We start from the raw sequence: 22,416 nt of genomic DNA on the forward strand, positions 1-22,416 counted from the left end.
GAAGGAGACACGAAGAGATGCCAGAGCACATGGATGGACTGCACAGAGATAAGCTCGTGATGAACTACCCCGCTTCATGGTGGCGGAATATGTGGCGCGAAGCCCTGCCTTCGGGCAACGGCATACTGGGCGCGTCCGTATTCGGCGGCGTACAGGAGGAAACAGTGCTGCTCAACCATGCTCGGTTGTGGCATTGGGGGCGAAAGGATGAACTGCCGGATGTGAGCGATACGCTTGCCCAGACCCGCCGGTTGATGGACGAGGAGCGTTATTCCGAGGCCAGCTGGCAGCTGGCTGATGCATTGAAAGGACGAGGCTACGAGACGCGGCTTGCCTCCCGATTCCCGTTGGCTGCAATCAAGCTGGTCATGCCCTGTGGCAGCGCATTTCGCCAATACAGCCGGACGCTGGATATGGACAGCGGTGAAATAACAGTCGGATGGCTGGACGGAGCTCACCGGTATCAGCGGAAGCTGTTCGTCTCGCGTGCCGATGATGCGGTTGTCTACGAGATTGAAGGCCGCGATGAAGCAGTTGTAACGGGCGAGATCGGCTTGATTCTCCACCCAAGCGACCGCTGGGCCGATACGCCAGAATTCAAGGAACTGGAGCGGTCGGTAGAAACAGGCGCCGACGAAGCTTATGCCTGGTACGCTGGAACTAACGACGATGGGAACGATTTCGGTGCGGTAATGCGGGTGATTCCAGAAGGAGGCCGCGTCGAAGCGGCAGAAGGCATGATCCGGATCGAGGGGGCCAGACGTGTACAAGTGCTAGTAAAGGTGTTTGTCCTCGGTGAACGGTCACGGGATTGGGCCCGGCTGAAGCTTGAACTGGCCGAACTTGCTGCCTGCACCTCCTACGAACAGCTGCTGGAGCGGCATACCGCGTTACATCGGCCGCTTTATCGTTCCGCTTCTCTGATTTTGGACGACGAGCAGGAGGATCTGCGTTCCAATGAACGACTGCTGCTGGATGCGTATGAGGGAGAGGCGCCTTTGGCACTGGTACGCAAGATGTGGGCGTATGGCCGATATTTGTTCCTGAGCGGCACCGCTGCTGCGGAGGAGGCCGAGCCCTTCGGCCTGTATGGACTGTGGGGAGGGGATTATAGGCTGGTATGGAGCCATAACATGGCGAATGAGAACATCCAGATGATGTACTGGCATGCGCACGTTGGCGGTTTGGGCGAATTGGTTCCAACCTTGTTCCGCTATTACGAGGGTTTGATGGACGACTTTCGTGACAACGCGCGCAAGCTGTACGGCTGCCGGGGCATCTATATTCCGGCTGGCTCCACACCAGGCATCGGCGTGCCCAATCAGATTGTGCCGGTGATCTTGAATTGGACAGGAGCAGCAGGTTGGCTGGCGCGTCATTATGACGAGCACTTTCGATTTACCGGCGACCTGCGGTTTCTGCAGGAAATGGCGATCCCGTTCATGCGAGAGGCTCTGCAGTTCTATGAGGATTTCCTCGTGACGGACGAGGACGGATTGTACAAAATGTACCCGTCCGTATCGCCCGAGAATACACCGCTGAACTTCATGCCAATGGACGGCAAGCCTTTGGCACACCCGATGCCTACAGCGATTAATGCGACGATGGATGTGGCCATCCTGAAGGAACTGCTGCAGCATCTGATCGAAGCGAACCGGACGATCGACGGCTATCATGAGGATGCGCAGAAATGGAGCCGAATGCTGGAGCGTCTGCCAACGTATCGGGTGAATAAGGACGGCGCTGTCTGCGAATGGATTCATCCGGCCTTTGAGGACCGCTACGCCCATCGACATCTGTCGCATCTGTATCCAGTTTTTCCTGGGCACGAAGTGACGCGCGAGAGCAATCGGAGCTTGTTCGGCGCATTCGAATCGGCGGTGCGCAGGCGAGAGATTGGGGCACAAAGCGGCTGGTCTCTAGCTCATATGGCTTCAATCTATGCCCGGCTGGACGACGGTGACAGCTCCCTGGATTGTCTTAACATTTTGTCAAGATCTAGTCTTCTGCCCAATCTGTTCACGCTGCACAATGACTGGCGGGGGATGGGTGTTTCGATGAATATGCCAACGGCCCCGGTTCAGCTCGATGCCAATATGGGTTGGGTGAACGCTGTCCAAGAGATGCTGCTTCAAGTGTCGCCGAGTCTCGTCAAGCTGTTGCCTGCGCTGCCTGGACGATGGAAGCGAGGCCGACTGGCCGACTGGAGATTCCACACGGGTAAGGTTTCCTTAGAGTGGGATAGGGAAGCGGGCAAGTTTCAAGCTGAACTGATTGCGGACAGAGATACGGACACGGTTGTCAAGCTGCCTGATTGGGTGCGCTCATGCACGATATGCGGTGAGGAGATGCAGCCTTCGCCGTTCGGTCCTTCGTACTATACGTTGCGGCTGAAGAGCGGATCGCCTCCAGTCATCATTAAGGCAGTACCTTATAAGAGTTGAAAATAGCATCATTTGTATAATGGACGTCGAGATACTGGTTTGATGAATTATACTAGACCCCGTCGTCTTCAACCTCAACTAAATCAATCAGATTGCGAATGTCGCTGATGCTTAATGCATCGGCGATTTTCTCGATATGAGAGAAGTTAATGTTCTCCCGTTTGCCATTAGAGAGTTCGCTAAGTGCTGCGACTGGTTGAAGAAGATACTACTACAAAGATTTGATGAATTATCAGAAGCGGTTGAGCATTTGCCTCAAATTGTTGATTTAAGAATGGGTAGAGGTCTTTTTATGGAAGTGGGTTGAATTACAGGGGCATTTGTAACAAGCTTTGTTATCATAGGCATTGTCTGTTTGATCAACCTGACTTTATATAGAAAAGAAAGTAGGGGAACCGTGTGAAGCTGCCGACTGATGAAGCTATGTAATCGCTGTGGTGCCAAGAGTAGAGAACCAAGGCGCAATTGAGGTAAGATAAACTTGCTATATCCAGCAGGACAATCCATAGAACATGGTATTCAATTAAATTTTATGATTTTTCAAATTGTAATAATTCACCTATATCAGAAATTCCCAATGCATCGGCAATACGTTCCATCTGTTCAAGATTGATTTCTTGTCTTTCATTTCTACAGAGCTCGGATATAGCCGCTTGTCTAACATTAGCTTTTTTAGATAGCTCTAGCTGTGTCATATTCCGTTGTTTCAAAACATCCTTTAATTTTACCGATAATTTCATCATAAAAATGAGCCTCCAAGCAGGCCTTACCATTTTTTTGTTAGAATGCAACTTCACTGTTGCTGGGCATTTTTACATTACATTATATCGCATTTGACGATGTAGGCAATGTGCAATCAACTTAATTTAATTAAATTAAATTAAATTAATTAGGCACCCAATTGACGGGTGCTTTTTTCTTTTCCTATAAAGATGGAAGGATTAATTGATCGATTCGATCCACGCTACTGCTTTATTTCTGCTACATCGGTCGCCAAGTCGGATTCGATCAATTTAACCATGTCTGAAGGAGCAATATCTAGTGGCTTCGCTAAAGCAAAAATCGTATTAATAGTAGGACGGCGCTTGCCACGTTCCAGAAGACTAATATAAGTTCGATCAAGATTGCTGCGAAAAGCTAATTCTTCTTGGCTTAATCTCTTTTCTTCTCTAATTTTCCTCAAATGCCTTCCAAAACAGGCCTCAATATTCACAAGCTACCAACTCCTTGAGGCCATTATTTCCATTCTTGAGACAAATGGTCTACGGACTATGGTCACATAAGGTAAAATGTGTTAAAATTTATGTGACTATAGTCGTCGGTTATTTCCGAGGATATTGATTTTGAAGTACAAGAGAACAGGGGAAAGATGGGTTCAAGGGTCATTTGATCGAAGCAATCTGATCGAGACTTCACGCCATACTTTTGACCGAATGGAGGTAAGCGTGTATTCAGAATCAGTCCTATGAATTATTGTCATATTGTCGGTACTGTCATGAAATGGCTCATAAGCGAATGGAACTGTCGCGAATTTTTCTGAATCAAGGTATGTATGAATCATGTATATCTTTAGCATATTTAGCTGTAACAGCAATGCTCAAAGCTTGCCATGTTAATGAAACCAATGAACTGCTGCCAATTGATATTCCTTTCGAAGCGTTGTTGAATTACTCACGGATGAAACACTTATTGGACATGGATGCAGAATTGTTATTATATTCTATTGGATATCTTTCCATTCACTACGATAGCATTTTCATTCGTCAACCCTCTGAACAGCAAATGCTTAATTTGCTGACCAAAATCGATATTCTCATGTCATCAATAGAGAGTATTTATCAACGCCAATTCATATATGGAATAGAGTTTTAAAATATAGAGCGTGTGCGGGAAAACATCGGGGCATTTCCGTTTCTGCCGAATGCTACGAGTTTGATGGAGCAGTTCCTGGATGAGCTCATTATGGATAGTCCTGAAAAGGCTTTTGAACGTTCAACCCGTCCACGCGGCTCAGGCGATTATTACCAGAATAAGCTGGTCAGCAAAAATGTGCTGGTGGGATCATTAAAGGATAAAGCCGACCCGGATCTAAGATGGTGTCTTGAACAATCGTGCCGTGAGCGTTTGATTTATTGAGGTAAATCAAACGCAGACAAGTTAAGTATGGAGCTCAGTTGTTTGTTTTCAAATTGACAAATACATGAACTTGCTGGTCGATTTGAGCTAATAAAACTTGTTCAAGCAGCAGGTATTTTCGTGATCACGCTGGTTCCTACTACAGCCGCGAGTCGTCCTGTCTTGGCGGTATGGATCTATACGGGCGGCTGGTCCATCTCTGCCATCTGTATGATCTGGTTCTTTTACTTGGAAAATTTCACGCTCAATTGGTGGAAGGCTTACGGGGAGCCTTTGATTCCGAGCCTGTTCATGGGTCTTTTTATGGAAGTGGGTCGGTTTACAGGGGGATGGATGACGAGTTTTGTTGTTGTAGGGATTATTTGTTTGATTGTGCTGACTATGTATGTAGAGCTGAGAGTGGGGAAAGGGTTGGGAGCGTCGAGGAATGAAGTTATGCGATAAGGATTGAATGCTATGATTTCTCAAATTGTAATAATTCACCTATATCAGAAATTCCCAATGCATCGGCAATACGTTCCATCTGTTCAAGATTGATTTCTTGTCTTTCATTTCTACAGAGCTCGGATATAGCCGCTTGTCTAACATTAGCTTTTTTGGATAGTTCTAGCTGTGTCATATTTCGTTGTTTTAAAACTTCCTTTAATTTTACCGATAATTTCATCATCAAAAAGATCCTCCAAGCAGTTTATACAACTTTTTTGGAATGTATTTACACATTATGCGCAAACGTATAATACGATATTCTATTAAATGTACTAATGTCTGGGAGGAGAAATATGGATAGTGGTTTTACAGCTCAGTATGAACTATTAATAACAGAAGAAGAGACGTTAATTGAAAAAATTAAGACCTGTGAATCATGTGTTGTAGCAGTTCTTGATGCTATTGTTCAGAATGGAGATGGTTTCCATGCTATTACAACCGAAGAAATACTTACATTGATACACAATATAGGTAGTTATTTCCATACAGAGCTATTGCACTTGAGATTAGAAAAAAGTATTTTAGCCTCAAGCGCTACCCAGGTAGATATAAGCTGTATATAGCTAAAAGCGTGCTACGATTAACAAAATGATGATGGGCCTGATAACGTCACTGTTGTTGGGCATCTTTATATTACATTATATCGGATCTGATGACGTTGGCAATGTGGAATCAACTTAATCAATTCAGTTAAGCATCCAATGGACGGGTGCTTTTTCTTTTCATGGAGAGCTAGCTCTATTTGGCTACCAGATAGTCATTTGAAAATGAAAATGTCTTGTTAAGATCTGGGGGATGCTTATTTAGTTATCTGTATTTTATAGGGAACGTAATGGTTATTATTTTTACGCAAAATTATCTTCCCTCACTGAGCATTTTTAAATTTCAAATCAAACAAATATATGACAAAATCAGGGCAATTTAGATAAATGTGAAAGGATAGGGGGCTTTTTGTGTCGAATATCAATATAGACACTTTGAACTAATATTTAGATAAGAACGGGAATTATACTAAGAATTTATAAGGTTATTAGATACATTCGGGAGTGGGTATAGGTGGGTTTAAGTATTTCAGAATCATTAATGGATGCATACACAGAATCTATATTCAAGCTAATTGAAAACCCATTAGGGAAGTTCGATTTTCATAATAAAAATACTAGAATAATCATAGACATATTAAATGGAAATAACAATGGTAGAGGTATTATTCTCCATCATGGGACCAACATAGCTCTATACTTAGCAATAGCAATATCGACATATAATGTCTTTCTAAAAGACGTTAATGATAGTTATTCATTTTTGAATGATCTTAAAAAAGAAGATTTAGTCATTTATGGCGATAGGAGATCTAAGTTTATTGAAATAGATAATGAAGGAAGAGTAGTTATTGAAACAATAGAAAGGAAAAATCCTTATACTACTCATATTCCCAAGATATTATTCTTTAAGCTAAAACCATACAATGGAAATGCAAAAACCTTAGATGGTAGAGGCATGAAAAGAGGTTCTCTAGCAAAATATAATTTTTTAGCAGATGTATTTAGTCTTTCACTTGATGAATTGAAAAATACATATAAAAAATCTATTCTCATAGTTTGTGAAAAAGCTGATGCGGATAGATTTATGGACAATTTCAAAATTAGTCTTGAAAGTCAGAAAACATTCAATTTTGGAGAACTATTTCCGACTGCCTATTATCCATCTTCAGGCGAACCTGTGTATTACTCTGGTAATTCTTCAAAACAAGATCCAGTTGTCAAATTTGTTGGTAAATTATCAACAGCCAGAGAATTGATTATAGACGATAAGAATATAACGACTTTATTAGTGAACGGAGTAAACTACTTTGGAAATGATTCGTCAGAGATGAGTAGCATATACAACAGAAAATCACTTCAAAACATAATAATGATGGGGGAATTATCGAAAGGAATAAATTCGTTAAACTACGAAACATATGAAAACGTTGATGTATACGGTTGGACAAAGAGCTCAATCCTTGAAGAGATACCAGATATCAATGAGTCCGTAAGGGACTACTTTTCAGATGAAAGCAAAAGGTTGTATGAATTTGTAAATAACTTTGTTAATGGAAACGTGGAAGTTTCAGAAATTGATGATAAATTGGAAGAAGGAGTCTTCCTAGAATGTAAAAAAGCTTTGTTCAGAATATCTAAATCCAACGGCAATAATGAAATTGAAAATTTTATTACTAAGGGTTTTTCTTTGCTTAATCTGTTGCAAAGATCTATATTCCCAATAGAGATTATGAATAGTCTTATTACAAACGGGAAAATTAACGCCTTATCGCCTACTTCAATTCTATCGGAACTTAAAGAGGAAATAAACAAACAAGTTATTTCTGAGGTCGTTAATGATATGTCTTACGTTGTAGCTAGTTTATCGAACATGATGAATGCATTCTATTCAAGTAATCCCAAGTTTGATTTTTTGAAACAAGTTTTGTCAGAGAATTTAGACTATCAGAAACTTATAGCAATTGTAGTCCCTAAAAATTATTACGCCCAAGTCTTTCGTGAATCAATGCCTGAGTCAGTGAAGGGAATTTTTGGGGAAATAGATTTTCTCACACCACATAAATACAATTCTGAAAAGCTTTATGACCGAGTTTATTTTGTGGGAGTCTTTGATTGGAAGACATTAGAGCCTTATGCATTAAGTAATGCTCGAAGTGTCAATATAATTATCTATAAGAACGAAAAAAATCTATTCAGACAGGTTAGGTCATTAAGTGATAGCAACTTGATAAAATTAGAAGGTATCAGTTTAATCGCCCCTAAGATTAAAACTGTGACGTCCTTAACTAATGAGCCTGCCGTTTATGAAAGTGATGAGTTAAATGTAGGGATTGAACTTGAAACTTTAATGAGTAATAGCGTGGGTGCTATATCAACACTGAAGACAATAGAATCAAGCGGAAATCAAATTGCTGAAATCGTCAGAGTAGCCACGCTAGAAACAGGCGAACGTGTTTATTTTACAAGACATTATACACCCTATGTTTTTGAGAGCGAAAAACAGATTGTAATTGAATCGGATGTTTCATCACTGAATCCTGGAGATATGATTATTTTTACTAATTATGATTCCGGGACACAAGATATTGTGGAACGAATTATGGAGAAGATGATAAAAGAAAATAAATGTGACGAGCAATTTAAAGAGTGGCACCAAAAGTCTATTTACTGGAAATGCATTCTTAGAGAATATATGCATGTTCACGGACTATCCTTCAAAGATCTTTCAAATAAAATGCATGAACTGGGAACTGGTAAACATGAAGTGACTTTGCGGACGTGGCTAGATGAAGATAGTCATATAGTCGGCCCTCGTGATAATGAGTCCTATTCAGCAGTTGCTCGACTTACATGTGATCAAAAAATGCTGGAAGATCCAGATTCATATCACAACGCTTCTAAAGAAGTTCGTTCAATGCGAATTAGAATCCTCAGATTTATTGCAACCAGCATCAAAAGGTCATATGGAAGAAATGAATCTTTATCCGACGAACTTTTTTTGAATTTATCAGAGGATATCTCAAAAATGTCCATTTTAGGGCAGATTGAGAATATTTTAGACGTAACTGATATGTCAGTCCCATCCCATTTTGCAAACAGACCCCTTAATATCTAAACAGGATTGGAGTATGTCATATGGAAAACAAAACTGAACTTCTAAATGTTCGTGCTGAATTGATTGAAGATTTAAAAAGGGAACTATTAGGTCCAGGGTCGGAGTACTCTATCCCGGATAAAGACCATGAAATTATTACTGACTTACCTGAAATTCGATACAGTACTGGAGTTCTTTTTCCTCAAAAAAACCCTATAAGTTCAGACAACAACGAGCTTCCCGAAAAAATGAATAGCTCTCCTGAGGACTTAGAAGACGAGGAAATAATTGAAAATGAAACTAAGGACGAAATTGTAGAGAAAAAAAGATATTCGGGTAGTGTAGCCGAGGATACCGATGTGGGAACATTGGATGAGGATATTGGTCTATCTATGCAAAACATGCCTTCATCAATGGGGTTCACCTTTTTTGTGAAAGGAAACGTCAATAGACTACGTTTTACTGTTTCGTTTGGTACATATAGAAACGCTATATTAGAAGACTGTATGTTGCCTTTTCACCCTGAAAATCCTGATGATTATGCTATCCCATACAAGGTTGCGGAAATAGTGAAATATTCCAAAGAAATAGGCGTGTTGACTCTAAAGAGTAGACTGAAGCGTAAAGACGTTGGTCAAATTACTAAGGATGAAGAAATGGATGATCCTTATCTTATCGATTGTCTTTATAGACTAAGCAATCAATTTGAAAAGGGTTTTGTTCGAGAACCACATCAATTACAAGTTAATGTGGCACTTAGTGATAAGGATGTTTACGAAAAGCCCGGAATTGATGATAAAGAAATTAAGATGGTTATACTTAGAAAAAAACATATTGGAGGTATACAATCTATTACAGCCTTGTTGGTGAATACTCATCAAGGAGGATATAACGGTAGGAACTCAATTATGCAACCAGTAATAGAAATATCCACCGTTGAAAACCCAGATATACATTTTGAAGTATATTCAAATAGAGAACATGCCAATAACAACGATTCTGAGGAAAAATCGTTGGAGTTATTATACCGGGATAAAAAGATCTATGCTACAGGTCACGGTGTCTCCGTAAATTGGAATGTAGATGATACGGGTCATGGAAGTATTACGACAGAGTATATGCCGACTTATGAGGTCCCTCAAATGGATTTTGATATTAGTCGTAAAAAAGTTGATAATAAAGCTTTTTCTATGAAATTCTTATCTGATCTGGATAACACCGATAAGAAGGACAAAATAATAAGCATGCGAACATTAGTAGATGCATATGCCTCATGGATTTCGGATATTCAGGAAGAGAGTAAGAGAATTGATGACCGATACAAGGATACCGCAAGAGGGCATATCTTAGATTGTCTGGATTCTTGCAATAGGATGTACTATGGGTTAGATTTACTTGAAAAGAATGAGGAAGCTTACGTATCGTTCCAACTGGCTAATCGTGCTATGTTTATGCAACGAATTCATGCTAGGATACAAAAAAACGACTACTATCCCGATGATTCGGAATTACAGAATACTATGGCCTCATTAAATTATTATGACTGTGACGATAAAGAACACCAGTGGAGACCGTTTCAGTTAGCGTTTTTGCTTTTGAGCCTTCGGTCCATCGTAGAACCAGAGTGCAAAGAGAGGGATTTGGTTGATCTAATCTGGTTTCCCACTGGTGGAGGTAAAACCGAGGCTTATCTCGGTTTGACAGCAGTCACAATATTTTATCGTCGACTTACTGATCTTGAGAAATCTGGTGGTACGACAGTTATTATGCGATATACGTTAAGATTGTTAGCGGCGCAGCAATTTTTGAGAGCGGGGACACTAATATGTGCCTGTGAATCGATCCGTAAAGATTGTGAGAAAAGAAGGGAGTATCCATCGTACAAGTTAGGAAAAGAAAGAATAACAATTGGTTTATGGATCGGTGGAACGCATACTCCTAATAAAAATGAAGATGCTAGAAAACATTTAAAGAGTTTACTCGCAGTTAATAAAAATGATTTAAGAGAAATGAAAGATAGACATAATAAGTTTCAAATATTAAAATGCCCATGGTGTGGAACTAAACTTGTCAAAGACGTTGATTCAACCACTGGAAAGTTAATAGGTGAGTGGGGCTACCTGATGCAAAACGAAAAACGTTTTCGGATGTTTTGTTGTCAAGAGGGTTGTGAATTTGAAACGGCACTGCCAATTCAAGTCGTTGATGAAGAACTTTATAATAATCCACCGACATTATTGTTCGGAACAGTAGATAAGTTTGCCATGTTACCTTGGAAGAACGACGCAGGTAGTTTTTTTGCTACTTCATCCCTTAATAGAACGCCCGAGCTTATTATACAAGATGAACTTCATCTAATATCTGGTCCTTTAGGAACAATTATAGGTTTATATGAAACGGCAATTGACGCGTTATGTAGCTCAAAAGGTTTGAAACCTAAAATAATAGCTTCCACAGCTACGATAAGAAGGGCAAAGGATCAAGTTTCAAGTCTTTATAATAGGGAGGTTAAGCAATTTCCTTCCCCTGGTATTGATGCGAATGATTCCTTTTTCGCATATGAAGCAGATAAAATTGAAAAGCCAGGTAGGATGTACGTTGGAATTATGCCTTCCGGGAAAACAAAAGCGATGATGGAAGTCCGTACAATTGCAGCGTTGCTACAACGCGTGCATATGATGAATCTCCCATATGAAATCAAAGATAAGTTTTGGACCTTAGCGGTATATTTCAACAGCTTGCGTGACCTAAGTAAATGTATGACGTTGGTCGACGATGATGTTAAAGATTTCATCAGAAGAACAGCACAAAGATTTGGAAGATCAAATTCGGCAAGACCAATTGGTTCAGCAGACGAACTTACCAGTAGAATATCAACTTCTCAGTTGAATGAGACATTAGAAAAATTAGAACAACTGGAATACAGTAAATCCAATCAAGAGGAGAAAAAATATCCGATTAATGTTTTGCTAGCGACAAATATGATATCTGTAGGTGTAGACGTGGCTCGTCTCAATGTTATGTTGCTGGTCGGTCAACCTAAGTTGACAAGCGAATATATTCAAGCATCAAGTAGGATCGGGAGAACTTACCCAGGTGTTGCATTTACATTGTATGATGGATCAAAAAGTCGGGATCGATCACATTATGAACAATTTAAGGCCTACCACGAATCTTTTTATAAATATGTGGAGCCGACTGGTGTAACACCGTTCTCCAAACCTGCAAGAGACCGAGCATTACATGCAATTATCGTGTCATTAATGCGTCACAAATACGGGATATCGAGAGATACTGATGCAGCAATGTTCGTACAAGGCATGGACGGTATTAAAGATATCGAGAGCTATATATTAAGCAGAATAAAAGAAATTAATGATAGATTGGATTTTGATTTTACGGATAAAACTAACGAAATATTGAAAGAAATGAGTGAATTTTGGAGTGATTGGAAATTAAAGGTTGAAATTACCGAGGGTAAGAACTTTTACTATGGTGATAGATATATCGCAAGTGAACCGCCATCCGACAGCAAGAGGCTTATGAAGGCCTTTGGACAAGAGAGTTCCGATGCTGCGAAAGAGACTTTGACTTCAATGAGGAATGTCGACAGAAGTGTGAGGGCGGGATTAATAATCTGGGAGTGATTTGAATGGCAGAATTAAAACAACAACGTGATATTCTCGATCTAAACAAGATTACTCATAGCGTTCGTAGTGCTCAAGCAATTTTACAGTATGGTGTAGGGGCAATGGTTGATTTTCCAGATCAAACTCTTATGACTGCTGCTCCAGAATACTGGGGAGCTAGAGTAATTCAAATTCATGATGAACGGCTTGAGAAGGCATTGGAGGTAGATTACTTCGGTTTGCCAGGGGGTGATGAGTACCATTGGGGAATTGCGTATACTAGATTTCCCCAATGGTATTTCTGTCCAAAATGTCGGAGATTTGAACCATTAACACAGTGGGTGAAGGAATATAAAAACAAAGCTTCTCAAAAACAGAAAGAAAGAGATCCATATATGAAGAGGCCGAGATGCATGGAGTGTAAGCAAAGTCTCGTGCCAACACGTATTGTGATCGCATGTGAAAAAGGCCATGTAGATGACTTTCCCTGGGTGAACTGGGCCCACCACAATAGTTTCGTTGGCACCAAGTCTATCTGTTCAAACCCCCGTATGCTGTTTAAAACAGGGGCGACGGCTTCAGCTGGTCTCGAAGGACTTGTAATTGAATGCAGCAACTGTAAAGCAAAAGCAACCCTTTCAAATGCCTTTAACAAAGATGCAATGGAAAAGATGGAAAAAAAGCATAAAGGTAGCTATGAATGCACAGGAAATATGCCATGGAAAAACAAACAAGTGGATTGTGGCACCTTCCCAAGGGCAATGCAAAGAGGTGCCTCCTCTATATACTTCCCTAAAATTGTTAGTTCGCTTGTCATCCCTCCCTATTCAGATAAGATCAATGCCCAAATTGAACAATCTAAGGTATATAAAGATTGTTTGGTTTTCATTGCTCAATTTGAGGGGGAGGAGATTGATCATTTAATTAAAGCTCGATTAGACAAATGGTCTAAAGATATGGCTTTAGAAATTTATGCTGATGTCAATGTTATCAATCATATTATTACAAGGCGGTTGCTCAATAAGGAAGATGGAGCAACCAATATTGAAGCAAATAGTATGCAATATCGTATTGAAGAATATGAGGCATTAACTGGTCGAATCACAAGTAACGATCTTGATGGAAATGATTTTTTGAGAGAAGAGACTGATATACAAAAATATGACATTCCGTATCTAAAAAGCGTTTCACTTATTCATAAAATCCGAGAAGTTCGGGCGCTTACAGGTTTTACACGAATTAACCCTCCAGATTCTCAACAATCAGGAGAACAAATACCTGGTTTTATCTCAATTAAAGAGCAGGAAACCAGATGGTATCCTGCCTATGAGGTAAGAGGAGAAGGAATCTTTTTCGAATTTGATAACAAAGAGATTGATCAATGGGTTAGGCAGTATCCTCAAGTTAATCATAGGGCAGATATATTAAATCACAATTTTGAGAAATCGTATCAAGGCAGTGTTACCACTCGGCAAATAACGCCCAAGTATGTGTTACTTCATACCATTTCTCATTTATTAATAAGACAACTTAGTTTTGAGTGCGGCTATACGGCCGCTTCTCTACGTGAACGAATTTATTGTGACATTGACAATAATGAATACGAGATGTCTGGGATTCTGATTTATACTGCGAGCGGCGACTCAGAAGGGACACTTGGAGGGCTAGTTCGACAAGGTTATTGGGATTGTTTGCCTCGAACTTTCAAAAAGGCCATGCAATATGCGGAACTATGTTCAAATGATCCGGTTTGCATTTCCAGTGTAGGTCAAGGGCGTGAAGCTTTAAATCTTGCAGCTTGTCATACTTGTGGATTGCTTCCTGAAACAAGTTGTGAGGACTTCAACGTATTTCTTGATAGAGCACTTGTTATAGGCACTTTTGAGAATAAAGAGATAGGATTCTATAATGATTGGTTGCTTAAATAATTGTACTCCTAATAGTTTGTGCAGTATACCTTAAAAGCTTTGGATTCACGATATATCTGTATTTATTGATAATAGCACTTGGTACAGGATATAAGTCTTAAATGTCGTATTTCTGTATCTTACATGAGTTCATGAATTTTTTCAACAGACCATAAAGGGTGACTACTATGAGAGTTATTGATAGACAAATACTTAAAGAACTAGAAAGTAATCTAAAAAAAGAATTGAAAAAAGGTGATAGTTATTTCATCGATTACATAGTGGCAAATTATTTAAAAAATGGTTTGAAATTTCACCTTTTGATTATGAAATCCGGCTTTATAAATGCAATGAGTCTGCAACAGATTCTCGAACTAATAAGTTCAATTCTCAGCAAGGATAATTACGATGATCAGATTATCGAGGATTTAGTATTTATTCACTACTTGATGGAGAAAAGAAACTTATATGATGCAGAAATTGAACAAATATATAAAGGTAATAAAAAGGGATTAAGCATAGAAAAACTGTTTGGCTATATCGATCATTTAAAATATGGGATAGATAGCTACGATGAATTGTACGGGCAAAAATATCCACCAGAAATACTAAACTCACATTTCGAGCATGTGCTTGATTGTATGAATGAGTTCATTGATGTTATCCGGGCATATAACATTCCACAAGGTGAAATAAGTAATACTTACTCAAAAGCGAGTGAAGAGCTTTGTAAAAGGATTTCAAAAAAAGGGGCGATTAAAAGTAATCTCAACACCTTGATGATGGAACTGATAAGAATAAAAAGAATTGAAAACTACAAGCATGAAGAAATTATTGTCGATCAAGTCTTTAATAAATCACACAACATCCACTACTGGAGGAAATTAGAGATATATCGAGATTTAAATTATCAGCGTCAATATAATGAAATTGCTGAAGAAAAAGAGATCCACCTATATAAGGAAAGTGGATTTATTAAAGAACTGTCTAAGGAATTGCTTTATATGGATGAGTCAAAGGATATAGATGTTTATGTAGAAATAGAACAGTACAAGGTGAAACAAATTTTACAACCTCTATATGGTGATCTAAGCAATAATTTTATTTACAATAAAAGATCATATAATGTGGAAGAGCTACTGGATGTGTACAAAAAAATATTAAAGCTAGTACTTCAACAACAATTAAAATTTGAGGATGGTCAAAAAAACATTCTATTAAAGTATGGAGCAAAAGGTCTACTCCGGAGATTGGGTTTGGCCAATCAAGAAAAAGACCTACTGGAGCTTTTTTCATTTAATATTGATGATCGTCGAGTCCCATCACATGTGGTTCACTCTAAGCCCTTAATTCGAGTAGGCCAGATATATTATATTATCCCGTATTTTATTGAAAATATTTCTGTTGAGTCTTGCATTGATAAAATCCTTTCTACCGAAGTTGAATTAATCACGAATAATAATGATGCAAAAGGCTATTTATTTGAGAGCCAAATTAAATCCTATTTTGAAAAGTTAAATATTAATCTTTACCAGATTGCTAAGGATGATAAATATGGTATCCCTGAGATAGACGGTTTGTTTGTATTGGACGAATATATATTTATATTCGAGGCAAAAGCAACGATTAAACCAGCCAATATAATGGAGGCCTACAATAATCTCAAGGGAAAGGTTTATGAGGGATATAAACAATTAGAATTACGTACTCAAGTATTATTAAATATCGAACAAAGAGACATCATTGGTAAGAAGATCGGAATCAATCTCAACGAGAAGAAAGTAGCTCCATTTTTATTGATGAATCATTACTTTTTTAATGGGTACCAGGAACTTAGTTTTAATTTTGAAGAGTTGGATAGTACGCATATCCCGATTATTGATTTCTTTACATTAAAAAATAGTTTGGAGTTTAAAAGACTTCCTTTTTGGGAGTATCATCAAAGGTCAGATTCTTACAAGTATAGTGAAGTAACATATACAAGAGCAGATGAGCTTTATTCATATATGCTTAATCAATATAATGGTCTAATTGCAGAAGAGGAGCCGTTTTATCAAATTACTGAGGAATATATTCGTGCTTTGATAGCCAAACCTGTTAGTATATATAACAATAATAAGTTCAACAGTTTCTAGTGAAGAAATACTAGATAGGGAAGGATTCGAATATGCTACACCTTGAGATTTTTAGCAATATGAATGAAAAAGACAGAATTACGAATACAAAACCAATTGCGATTGATTTGTTTGCGGGTGCTGGTGGAATGAGCGAGGCACTAAAGACGGCTGGATTTGATGTACAGGGTGCTATTGAATATGACAAAGTATTTGCTTCGACATATGAAAAGAATCATGGGCATCATGTGTGGATAGACGATATCCGCAAGGTAAGTTGTGCTGAATTTGGAGAGAAGTATAAAATAATACCAAGAGAACTAGATTTATTAGCGGGTTGCTCTCCTTGTCAGGGATTCTCAAAGCAATTCAGTTATAAAAATAACAAAAAGAACGAAGAAAATGCCCTCTTTACAGAAATAGAAGCAGATGAGAGAAGAGAGAAAAAGGAAGATGAACGGAATCTACTAGTATTTGAATACCTGAGGTTTGTGCGTTACTTTTCCCCTAAGTATATACTTTTTGAAAATGTTCCTGGAATACTATCACATCCTCAGATTTTTAATGATTTTATTGCGAAATTAAAACGCAAACAACAGAATTACCCTGGATATTATATACAATTTAATACAATCAATGCGGCTGACTATGGTGTTCCTCAGCGAAGAAAAAGGTTCGTATTAATCGGCAAGCGGAGGGACCTACATGATGGTGAACGTATTGAAAACATATACCCAAGGGCTACACACTGTAATCCTAAAAAGACAAATGAGTCTGAAGGTAGAAATCCTTGGGTCTCTCTCAGGGAGGTAATTGGGCATCTGCCACAAATTCAAGCTGGTGAGACACATGCTGCAGATCCATTACATTTTTCTAAAAGAATATCACTTGATAACAAAATTAGACTTGAGCATACACCTCATAACGGCGGGGGGAGGAAAGATTGGCCAGAGAGCCTGTGGCTAACATGTCATAAGCCAGATAAAGAGAATGTAGGGTATGGCGATGTATATGGCAGAATGAACTATGACTTAGTATCCCCGACCTTAACGGGGGGATGTTTAAGTGTAGCAAAAGGAAGATTTGCCCATCCCGACCAAAACAGGGCTATCTCTGCTAGAGAAGCGGCCATCATTCAGACATTTCCAATCAACTACGTATTCAATGGAACCAAAGAACAGATAGCAATGCAGATAGGAAATGCAGTACCTGTAAAGATGGGTTTAGCTTTTGCCAGTAACATAATAAAAGAAATAAATCTCATTAAATCCGAAGTTAAAATAACGAATAAAGCAATAGAAACAAGGGAATTTCAAAATGTAAATTAAGAAAAAAAACAGCTCGCAATATATATTGAACTGCGACCCGCAAGAAATACACTTTGAAAAAAAAGTGACTCTCTTTTGTAGGTTATTTGAGTTTTATTCATATTATCAAAAGAAGGTGTGACAAAGTGAGCATAAATAAGCTTTTGAAAGAAGAAATGTTCGAAACATACAAGCTCATATCATTAAGTATTAATGAAATTCAACGAAGCGAGAAGCCACTTGAAGATAAAAAGAGCTTGATGAAAGAATTGAGACATCAGTATGAAAATACTCTAACAGAATATAACGGAATAGCCTCTAGCTTCGCCAACTCATTTATGGAACATTATAAACTAACTGATCATGTAATCACCGCAAGAATCGGTAGTCCTACTCATTATGGAAACCAACCGAAAGACTACCTTTGGTCAGGTATTTCTATTGATAAGGATAAGTCATTTAGTTTTCAATATTCATGGGTTTTCCAAAAGGATGAGCTTGAAGTTACTTTTTGTTTCGGCTCTGGGGGGTCATCATCAGGTAATATCGAGGAGAAAAAGAAATTAGAGAAAGAAAGTAATATGAGAACAATGGAAAACAGATTCCTTGAAATACTTTCAAATTCAACTCATCGTGACATAGTTGAGCGGATGCTTTCACATGAGGGTTTTGTTTTAACAGCTGAATGGTTAAATGCAAAAGAAGGTCAGGAAATTTCTAGTATTGATAACTATATTGATCGAGTTCGCAAAAAGACTGGGGCCAAATCAGGTATTACCAGATATTTCAAAAAAGATGAGTTACTTTCTGATGGCTTTAACCTTGAAGAAAAGATCTATAGTTATTTTGAGTTATTTCGTCCTATTTGGGACCAAATGCATCTTTCAAATACTGATTCTCATTATAATGACTTAAAAATTGCAGAGTCCAAAACGATTGCTTTTGTTGAGGAGTATACGTCCATGAATGACATTGAAATTAAACCCGCGGTTGCTGCAATCCAAACTTATATCCAACAAAGAGGCTTCACATACCCGGAGCTCTTGATAGAAAACTTCTATCTTTCCTTAAAAACAAAGCCATTTGTCATCCTGGCAGGTATCTCTGGAACTGGAAAAACGAAGCTGGTGAAACTGTTTGCGGAAGCACTGGGGGCAACAGACTCTAACCATCAGTTCACTTTCATCCCTGTGCGTCCAGACTGGAGCGATCCATCGGATTTGCTAGGCTACAAGGATTTATCCGGCACGTTTCGTGCAGGAAAGCTAACAGAGGTTTTACTTGAAGCCTCCAGGACGGAAAACCGTAATAAGCCCTATTTTGTGTGCCTTGATGAAATGAATCTAGCGCGGGTAGAGCATTATTTCAGCGATATGCTAAGTATTTTGGAAACACAAAAATGGAAAGATGGCCGTATTATCACTGATGCTGCTATTTTCAAAGATACATTAAACACGAGTGACTATGGTGCTTTTGTGGAGGATTTGGGCATTCCGAGTAATGTGTTCCTGATTGGAACGGTGAATATGGATGAGACGACACATCCGTTTAGCAAAAAGGTACTGGATCGAGCAAATACACTGGAATTTAACTATGTGAAGCTGGATGAGTATCCATCTATAAATGGTGATATAGAGCTCGTAGATCAAGCAGCACTTCCGTATACTTTCCTTAGTAGTGACTATTTACAGCTTCAGGATGCTTTTGCCGAATATGCGGATTTGATCAAACGGACAACGGATAAGCTAGTGAAGATCAATACCATTTTGGAAGAAAATCATTCTCATATCGGGTTTCGGGTGAGAGATGCGGTCAGCTTTTATATGATCTATAATCAACGTTTTGGGCTCATGGAGGAACAACAGGCCTTTGACCTTCAGCTGCTACAAAAGATTTTGCCGCGGGTACAAGGAAGCAGCAGTTCAGTGAAGCGTGTACTTGTGGAGCTTATGTTATTTTGTTTGGGTAGACAGGGTAAAGTTGAGGATCTGATGAACGATCCATCGGAACTCTATAAACCTTGGAAAACTTCCAGTTCATCCAGTCCTATAGCTGTATACCCGCAAAGTGCCCGCAAATTAGCCTATATGCTACGGAGGTTAGAAGAAGATGGCTTTACATCCTTCTGGCTTTCTTAATCAAGCGGTTGAGTTGCTGCGTGTCAAGACGAATCTATTTGATCTTTATATTCTTGGCAAACCGTTTCATCCTACTGTGGAAACCTTGAAGCTGCATCGGGATGCTGCGGAGGACTGGGTGGATGCAACGCTAAATGTTGTCTCCCGCCATCATTTGTTGCGGATTCACGCTATCCAGGTGTTTTCTCCTGTAACAGGTGAGATGATGGATGCCAATAGCGAAAGAATACTACCCTGCTTTTATGAGACACAAACCTACCAGCTAGTAATCGAGAACAAGAGCTCACATACGCTGGAGTTTTTTCATGATCATATACATTTGCGGCAAGCTATTAAACCTCTGGGTCGTCATATTTTGTCGGGTATGCTCAATTTTCAAAATGAGATTGGCTATACGGATCTTGCGATACTTTTGGATGGAGCTGAGTGTCTGAAGGTTCAACTGGAGATTTTCCCAACGAAACTGGATTACAAATCAGACTATCAGGCCATATTGCAGGATGTTAATCAACAGATTTATAATCTTTCCTTTGATTTTATGCGGAAGACGTATCATTTAACAGGCTTGAAGGAAACCAACAATCAGAGCTTGACGGAATTTTTCGCGATTTTGCAGCATGTGTTTCAGCAGTTGGTGGATGCCATTGAAAGAATTAAAGATGCTCCACACACTCGACTTTTTAGTGAACACAAAGTTACCGATGCGGCCAAAGTGAAGCGGGCAGGGCGGGAAAACATTGCATTTTTAACTAGAAACCCTCATTACCTTATTAAAGATGATGGGCGAGGTTTCCTTGAAGTTAAGGGTACTATGTATAGACCCCAGCGTTTGATTGAGACGAAGCGAAAACTGGATTATGATACGGGGGAAAATCGGTTTTTACGATGGGTGCTTCTACGGATCGAAACCAAGCTGAAGCAAGTACACGCTCAACTGAATGGAATGGATCACAAGAAGGACTCTGTTTTATTGGACCGTATGATTAATATGCAAGGTCAATTGAGGCGCTTGTTACAAATCGATTTCCTCCGTGACGTGGGTACGATGCGACAAATGTCGGTTTCGTTGGTGCTTCAGATGGCGCCGGGCTATCGGGATGCCTACCGTATGTACCTGATGTTAATGAAGGGATTGTCGATCCAGAGTGACTTGTTTCATTTGTCTATGAAGGATATGGCGCAGCTTTATGAATACTGGTGTTTTCTCAAAATTCACGGATTACTGAGCCGGAAGTACAAGCTATTGAAGCAGGATATTATTCGGATCAATCGAAATGGGTTATTTGTAAAGCTGGATCGAACACAGGAAGCGAGAGTGGAATATGAGAATCCTGCCAACGGTGAGCGATTTGAGCTTTATTACAACACTTTGCCTCTTGAGGATAAAAAGATTCGCACTACCTTAGCACAGCGCCCGGACAATGTATTAACACTGCGCAAGCATGAGGCCAATCAGCAGCATAAGGTGTACAAGTATGTTTTTGACGCGAAGTATCGATTGAATCCGGCTTATGAAGGGACGCCGTATCATGGAAGCTATCAAGGTTTACCGGGGCCGGAAGAGGAAGATATTAATACGATGCATCGCTATCGGGATGCGATTGTGTATCAGGATAAAGGAAGCGAGAATTTCGAGCGTAGTATGTTTGGGGCGTATGTGTTGTTTCCTTATGGGGATGAGGAGAAGTTCAAGCAGCATCGCTTTTATAAAAGCATTGAATTGGTAAACATCGGGGCATTTCCCTTTCTGCCAAAGGCTACGGGTTTGATGGAGAAGTTCCTGGATGAGCTCATTATGGATAGTCCGGAAAAGGCTTTTGAACGATCTACTCGTCCCCGCGGCTCAGCCGACTATTACCAGAACAAACTGGGCAGTAAGAATGTGCTGGTAGGGTCTTTAAAGGATAAATCGCAGCTTGATTTCATCAAAAAGCAATTATTTTATCATACACCTCTAAACAACATTACAGATCATAAGCTGTTAACGCAGCTGGAATATGTGGCGATTTATCAATCCAAGAACTGGTTTGGGGCGGATGGTCAAGGCGTCTATCTATACGGAAAAATTACGGATTGGCAGGTTCTGAAACGGGAACAAATCAAGGAAAGGCCCGCCCAACGCGGCACTGAACATCGTTTGTACGTGAAGTTTGTGGTAGAAGAATGGTTGATACGGGAAACGCCCATCTTGTCTGGTGGTGTGGGTGTCCGCAGTTGTATGCTAACGACTAAGTATATGTTTGATAGAGCTTATGAACTAGCTGAGCTTAAGCTCGATACGGAAGCGCAGTTGCAAGAGTGGCGCGAGAAAAGGCGGCATGGTCGGGTGAAAGTGCAATTGGATCACGCAGATGTGGATGTGGCGAAGCGGGTTTTGGGGATTAAAGTGGTGGAATGATGGGGTGGGCCAGGGCCAGTTGCCTAATCATAATTGGGCCAAAGATTTTAACAAAATTACACCTACGCCACCTTAGGTTTAGTGGAAATCTAGATACATCCTAGAGGAGAAATATGGTGCGGAAAACTGTTGGTGTATCGAGGGGGTTGGGGGTGCTTTAAAACGTGACAATCCTCTAGCGAAAAGACCAATCTGATCCGGATAGAAAACGGACAATT

At 39.7% G+C, this 22,416-nt stretch carries 15 protein-coding genes and 1 pseudogene; 12 read left to right on the plus strand and 4 right to left on the minus strand.

Annotation, left to right across the window (positions count from 1 at the left end; genetic code table 11):
- The first annotated feature begins 17 nt into the window (after positions 1-17).
- Positions 18-2,444, plus strand: coding sequence for a glycoside hydrolase family 95 protein (locus OB236_RS09915; protein WP_262683843.1), 2,427 nt, complete (start codon positions 18-20; stop codon positions 2,442-2,444).
- Between the two features lie 52 nt (positions 2,445-2,496).
- Here OB236_RS09915 and OB236_RS09920 read toward each other — a convergent pair.
- From OB236_RS09920 to OB236_RS09930, 3 genes and pseudogenes are all read right to left on the minus strand, one after another.
- Positions 2,497-2,634: pseudogene (locus OB236_RS09920) on the minus strand (helix-turn-helix domain-containing protein); the annotation flags it as partial.
- A 340-nt stretch (positions 2,635-2,974) separates the two neighbouring features.
- Positions 2,975-3,187 carry a helix-turn-helix domain-containing protein gene (locus tag OB236_RS09925; RefSeq protein WP_262683844.1) on the minus strand — a complete coding sequence of 71 codons (213 nt, stop codon included), beginning with the start codon at positions 3,185-3,187 and terminating at the stop codon, positions 2,975-2,977.
- Between the two features lie 221 nt (positions 3,188-3,408).
- Complete coding sequence (locus OB236_RS09930; protein WP_262683845.1) at positions 3,409-3,657, minus strand: helix-turn-helix domain-containing protein; 249 nt, start codon at positions 3,655-3,657, stop codon at positions 3,409-3,411.
- 287 nt (positions 3,658-3,944) lie between these two features.
- Between OB236_RS09930 and OB236_RS09935 the strand changes: the two genes are divergently transcribed.
- From OB236_RS09935 to OB236_RS09945, 3 genes are all read left to right on the plus strand, one after another.
- Positions 3,945-4,316, plus strand: a complete 372-nt coding sequence (locus OB236_RS09935) for a hypothetical protein (protein ID WP_262683846.1) — start codon at positions 3,945-3,947, stop codon at positions 4,314-4,316.
- Positions 4,317-4,406: 90 nt separating this feature from the next.
- A complete protein-coding gene (locus tag OB236_RS09940; protein WP_262683847.1) occupies positions 4,407-4,580 on the plus strand; it encodes a hypothetical protein in 174 nt (57 codons plus the stop codon).
- Positions 4,581-4,700: 120 nt separating this feature from the next.
- Positions 4,701-5,024, plus strand: a complete 324-nt coding sequence (locus OB236_RS09945; RefSeq protein WP_262683848.1) for a hypothetical protein — start codon at positions 4,701-4,703, stop codon at positions 5,022-5,024.
- Between the two features lie 10 nt (positions 5,025-5,034).
- Here OB236_RS09945 and OB236_RS09950 read toward each other — a convergent pair whose 3' ends face one another.
- Positions 5,035-5,247 (minus strand): helix-turn-helix domain-containing protein, encoded by a 213-nt coding sequence (locus OB236_RS09950; RefSeq protein ID WP_262683849.1) that lies wholly within the window; start codon positions 5,245-5,247, stop codon positions 5,035-5,037.
- Positions 5,248-5,359: 112 nt separating this feature from the next.
- On the opposite strand from OB236_RS09950, the gene OB236_RS09955 reads away from it, so the two are divergent.
- From OB236_RS09955 to OB236_RS09990, 8 genes are all read left to right on the plus strand, one after another.
- Positions 5,360-5,629, plus strand: coding sequence for a hypothetical protein (locus tag OB236_RS09955; RefSeq protein ID WP_262683850.1), 270 nt, complete (start codon positions 5,360-5,362; stop codon positions 5,627-5,629).
- A 493-nt stretch (positions 5,630-6,122) separates the two neighbouring features.
- Complete coding sequence (locus tag OB236_RS09960; RefSeq protein WP_262683851.1) at positions 6,123-8,726, plus strand: DrmE family protein; 2,604 nt, start codon at positions 6,123-6,125, stop codon at positions 8,724-8,726.
- Positions 8,727-8,746: 20 nt separating this feature from the next.
- Positions 8,747-12,352, plus strand: a complete 3,606-nt coding sequence (locus tag OB236_RS09965) for a helicase-related protein (RefSeq protein ID WP_262683852.1) — start codon at positions 8,747-8,749, stop codon at positions 12,350-12,352.
- Between the two features lie 5 nt (positions 12,353-12,357).
- Complete coding sequence (gene drmB / locus OB236_RS09970; RefSeq protein ID WP_262683853.1) at positions 12,358-14,262, plus strand: DUF1998 domain-containing protein; 1,905 nt, start codon at positions 12,358-12,360, stop codon at positions 14,260-14,262.
- A gap of 167 nt (positions 14,263-14,429) precedes the next feature.
- Positions 14,430-16,376 carry a hypothetical protein gene (locus OB236_RS09975; RefSeq protein WP_262683854.1) on the plus strand — a complete coding sequence of 649 codons (1,947 nt, stop codon included), beginning with the start codon at positions 14,430-14,432 and terminating at the stop codon, positions 16,374-16,376.
- A gap of 32 nt (positions 16,377-16,408) precedes the next feature.
- Complete coding sequence (locus OB236_RS09980) at positions 16,409-17,683, plus strand: DNA cytosine methyltransferase (protein WP_262683855.1); 1,275 nt, start codon at positions 16,409-16,411, stop codon at positions 17,681-17,683.
- 125 nt (positions 17,684-17,808) lie between these two features.
- Entirely contained in the window at positions 17,809-19,800 is a 1,992-nt protein-coding gene (locus tag OB236_RS09985; protein ID WP_262683856.1) for an McrB family protein, read from the plus strand.
- Positions 19,772-22,198 carry a restriction endonuclease-like protein gene (locus OB236_RS09990; protein ID WP_262683857.1) on the plus strand — a complete coding sequence of 809 codons (2,427 nt, stop codon included), beginning with the start codon at positions 19,772-19,774 and terminating at the stop codon, positions 22,196-22,198. The genes OB236_RS09985 and OB236_RS09990 overlap by 29 nt, the downstream gene beginning before the upstream one ends.
- Positions 22,199-22,416: the final 218 nt, after the last annotated feature.

This window comes from Paenibacillus baimaensis (genome assembly GCF_025567575.1).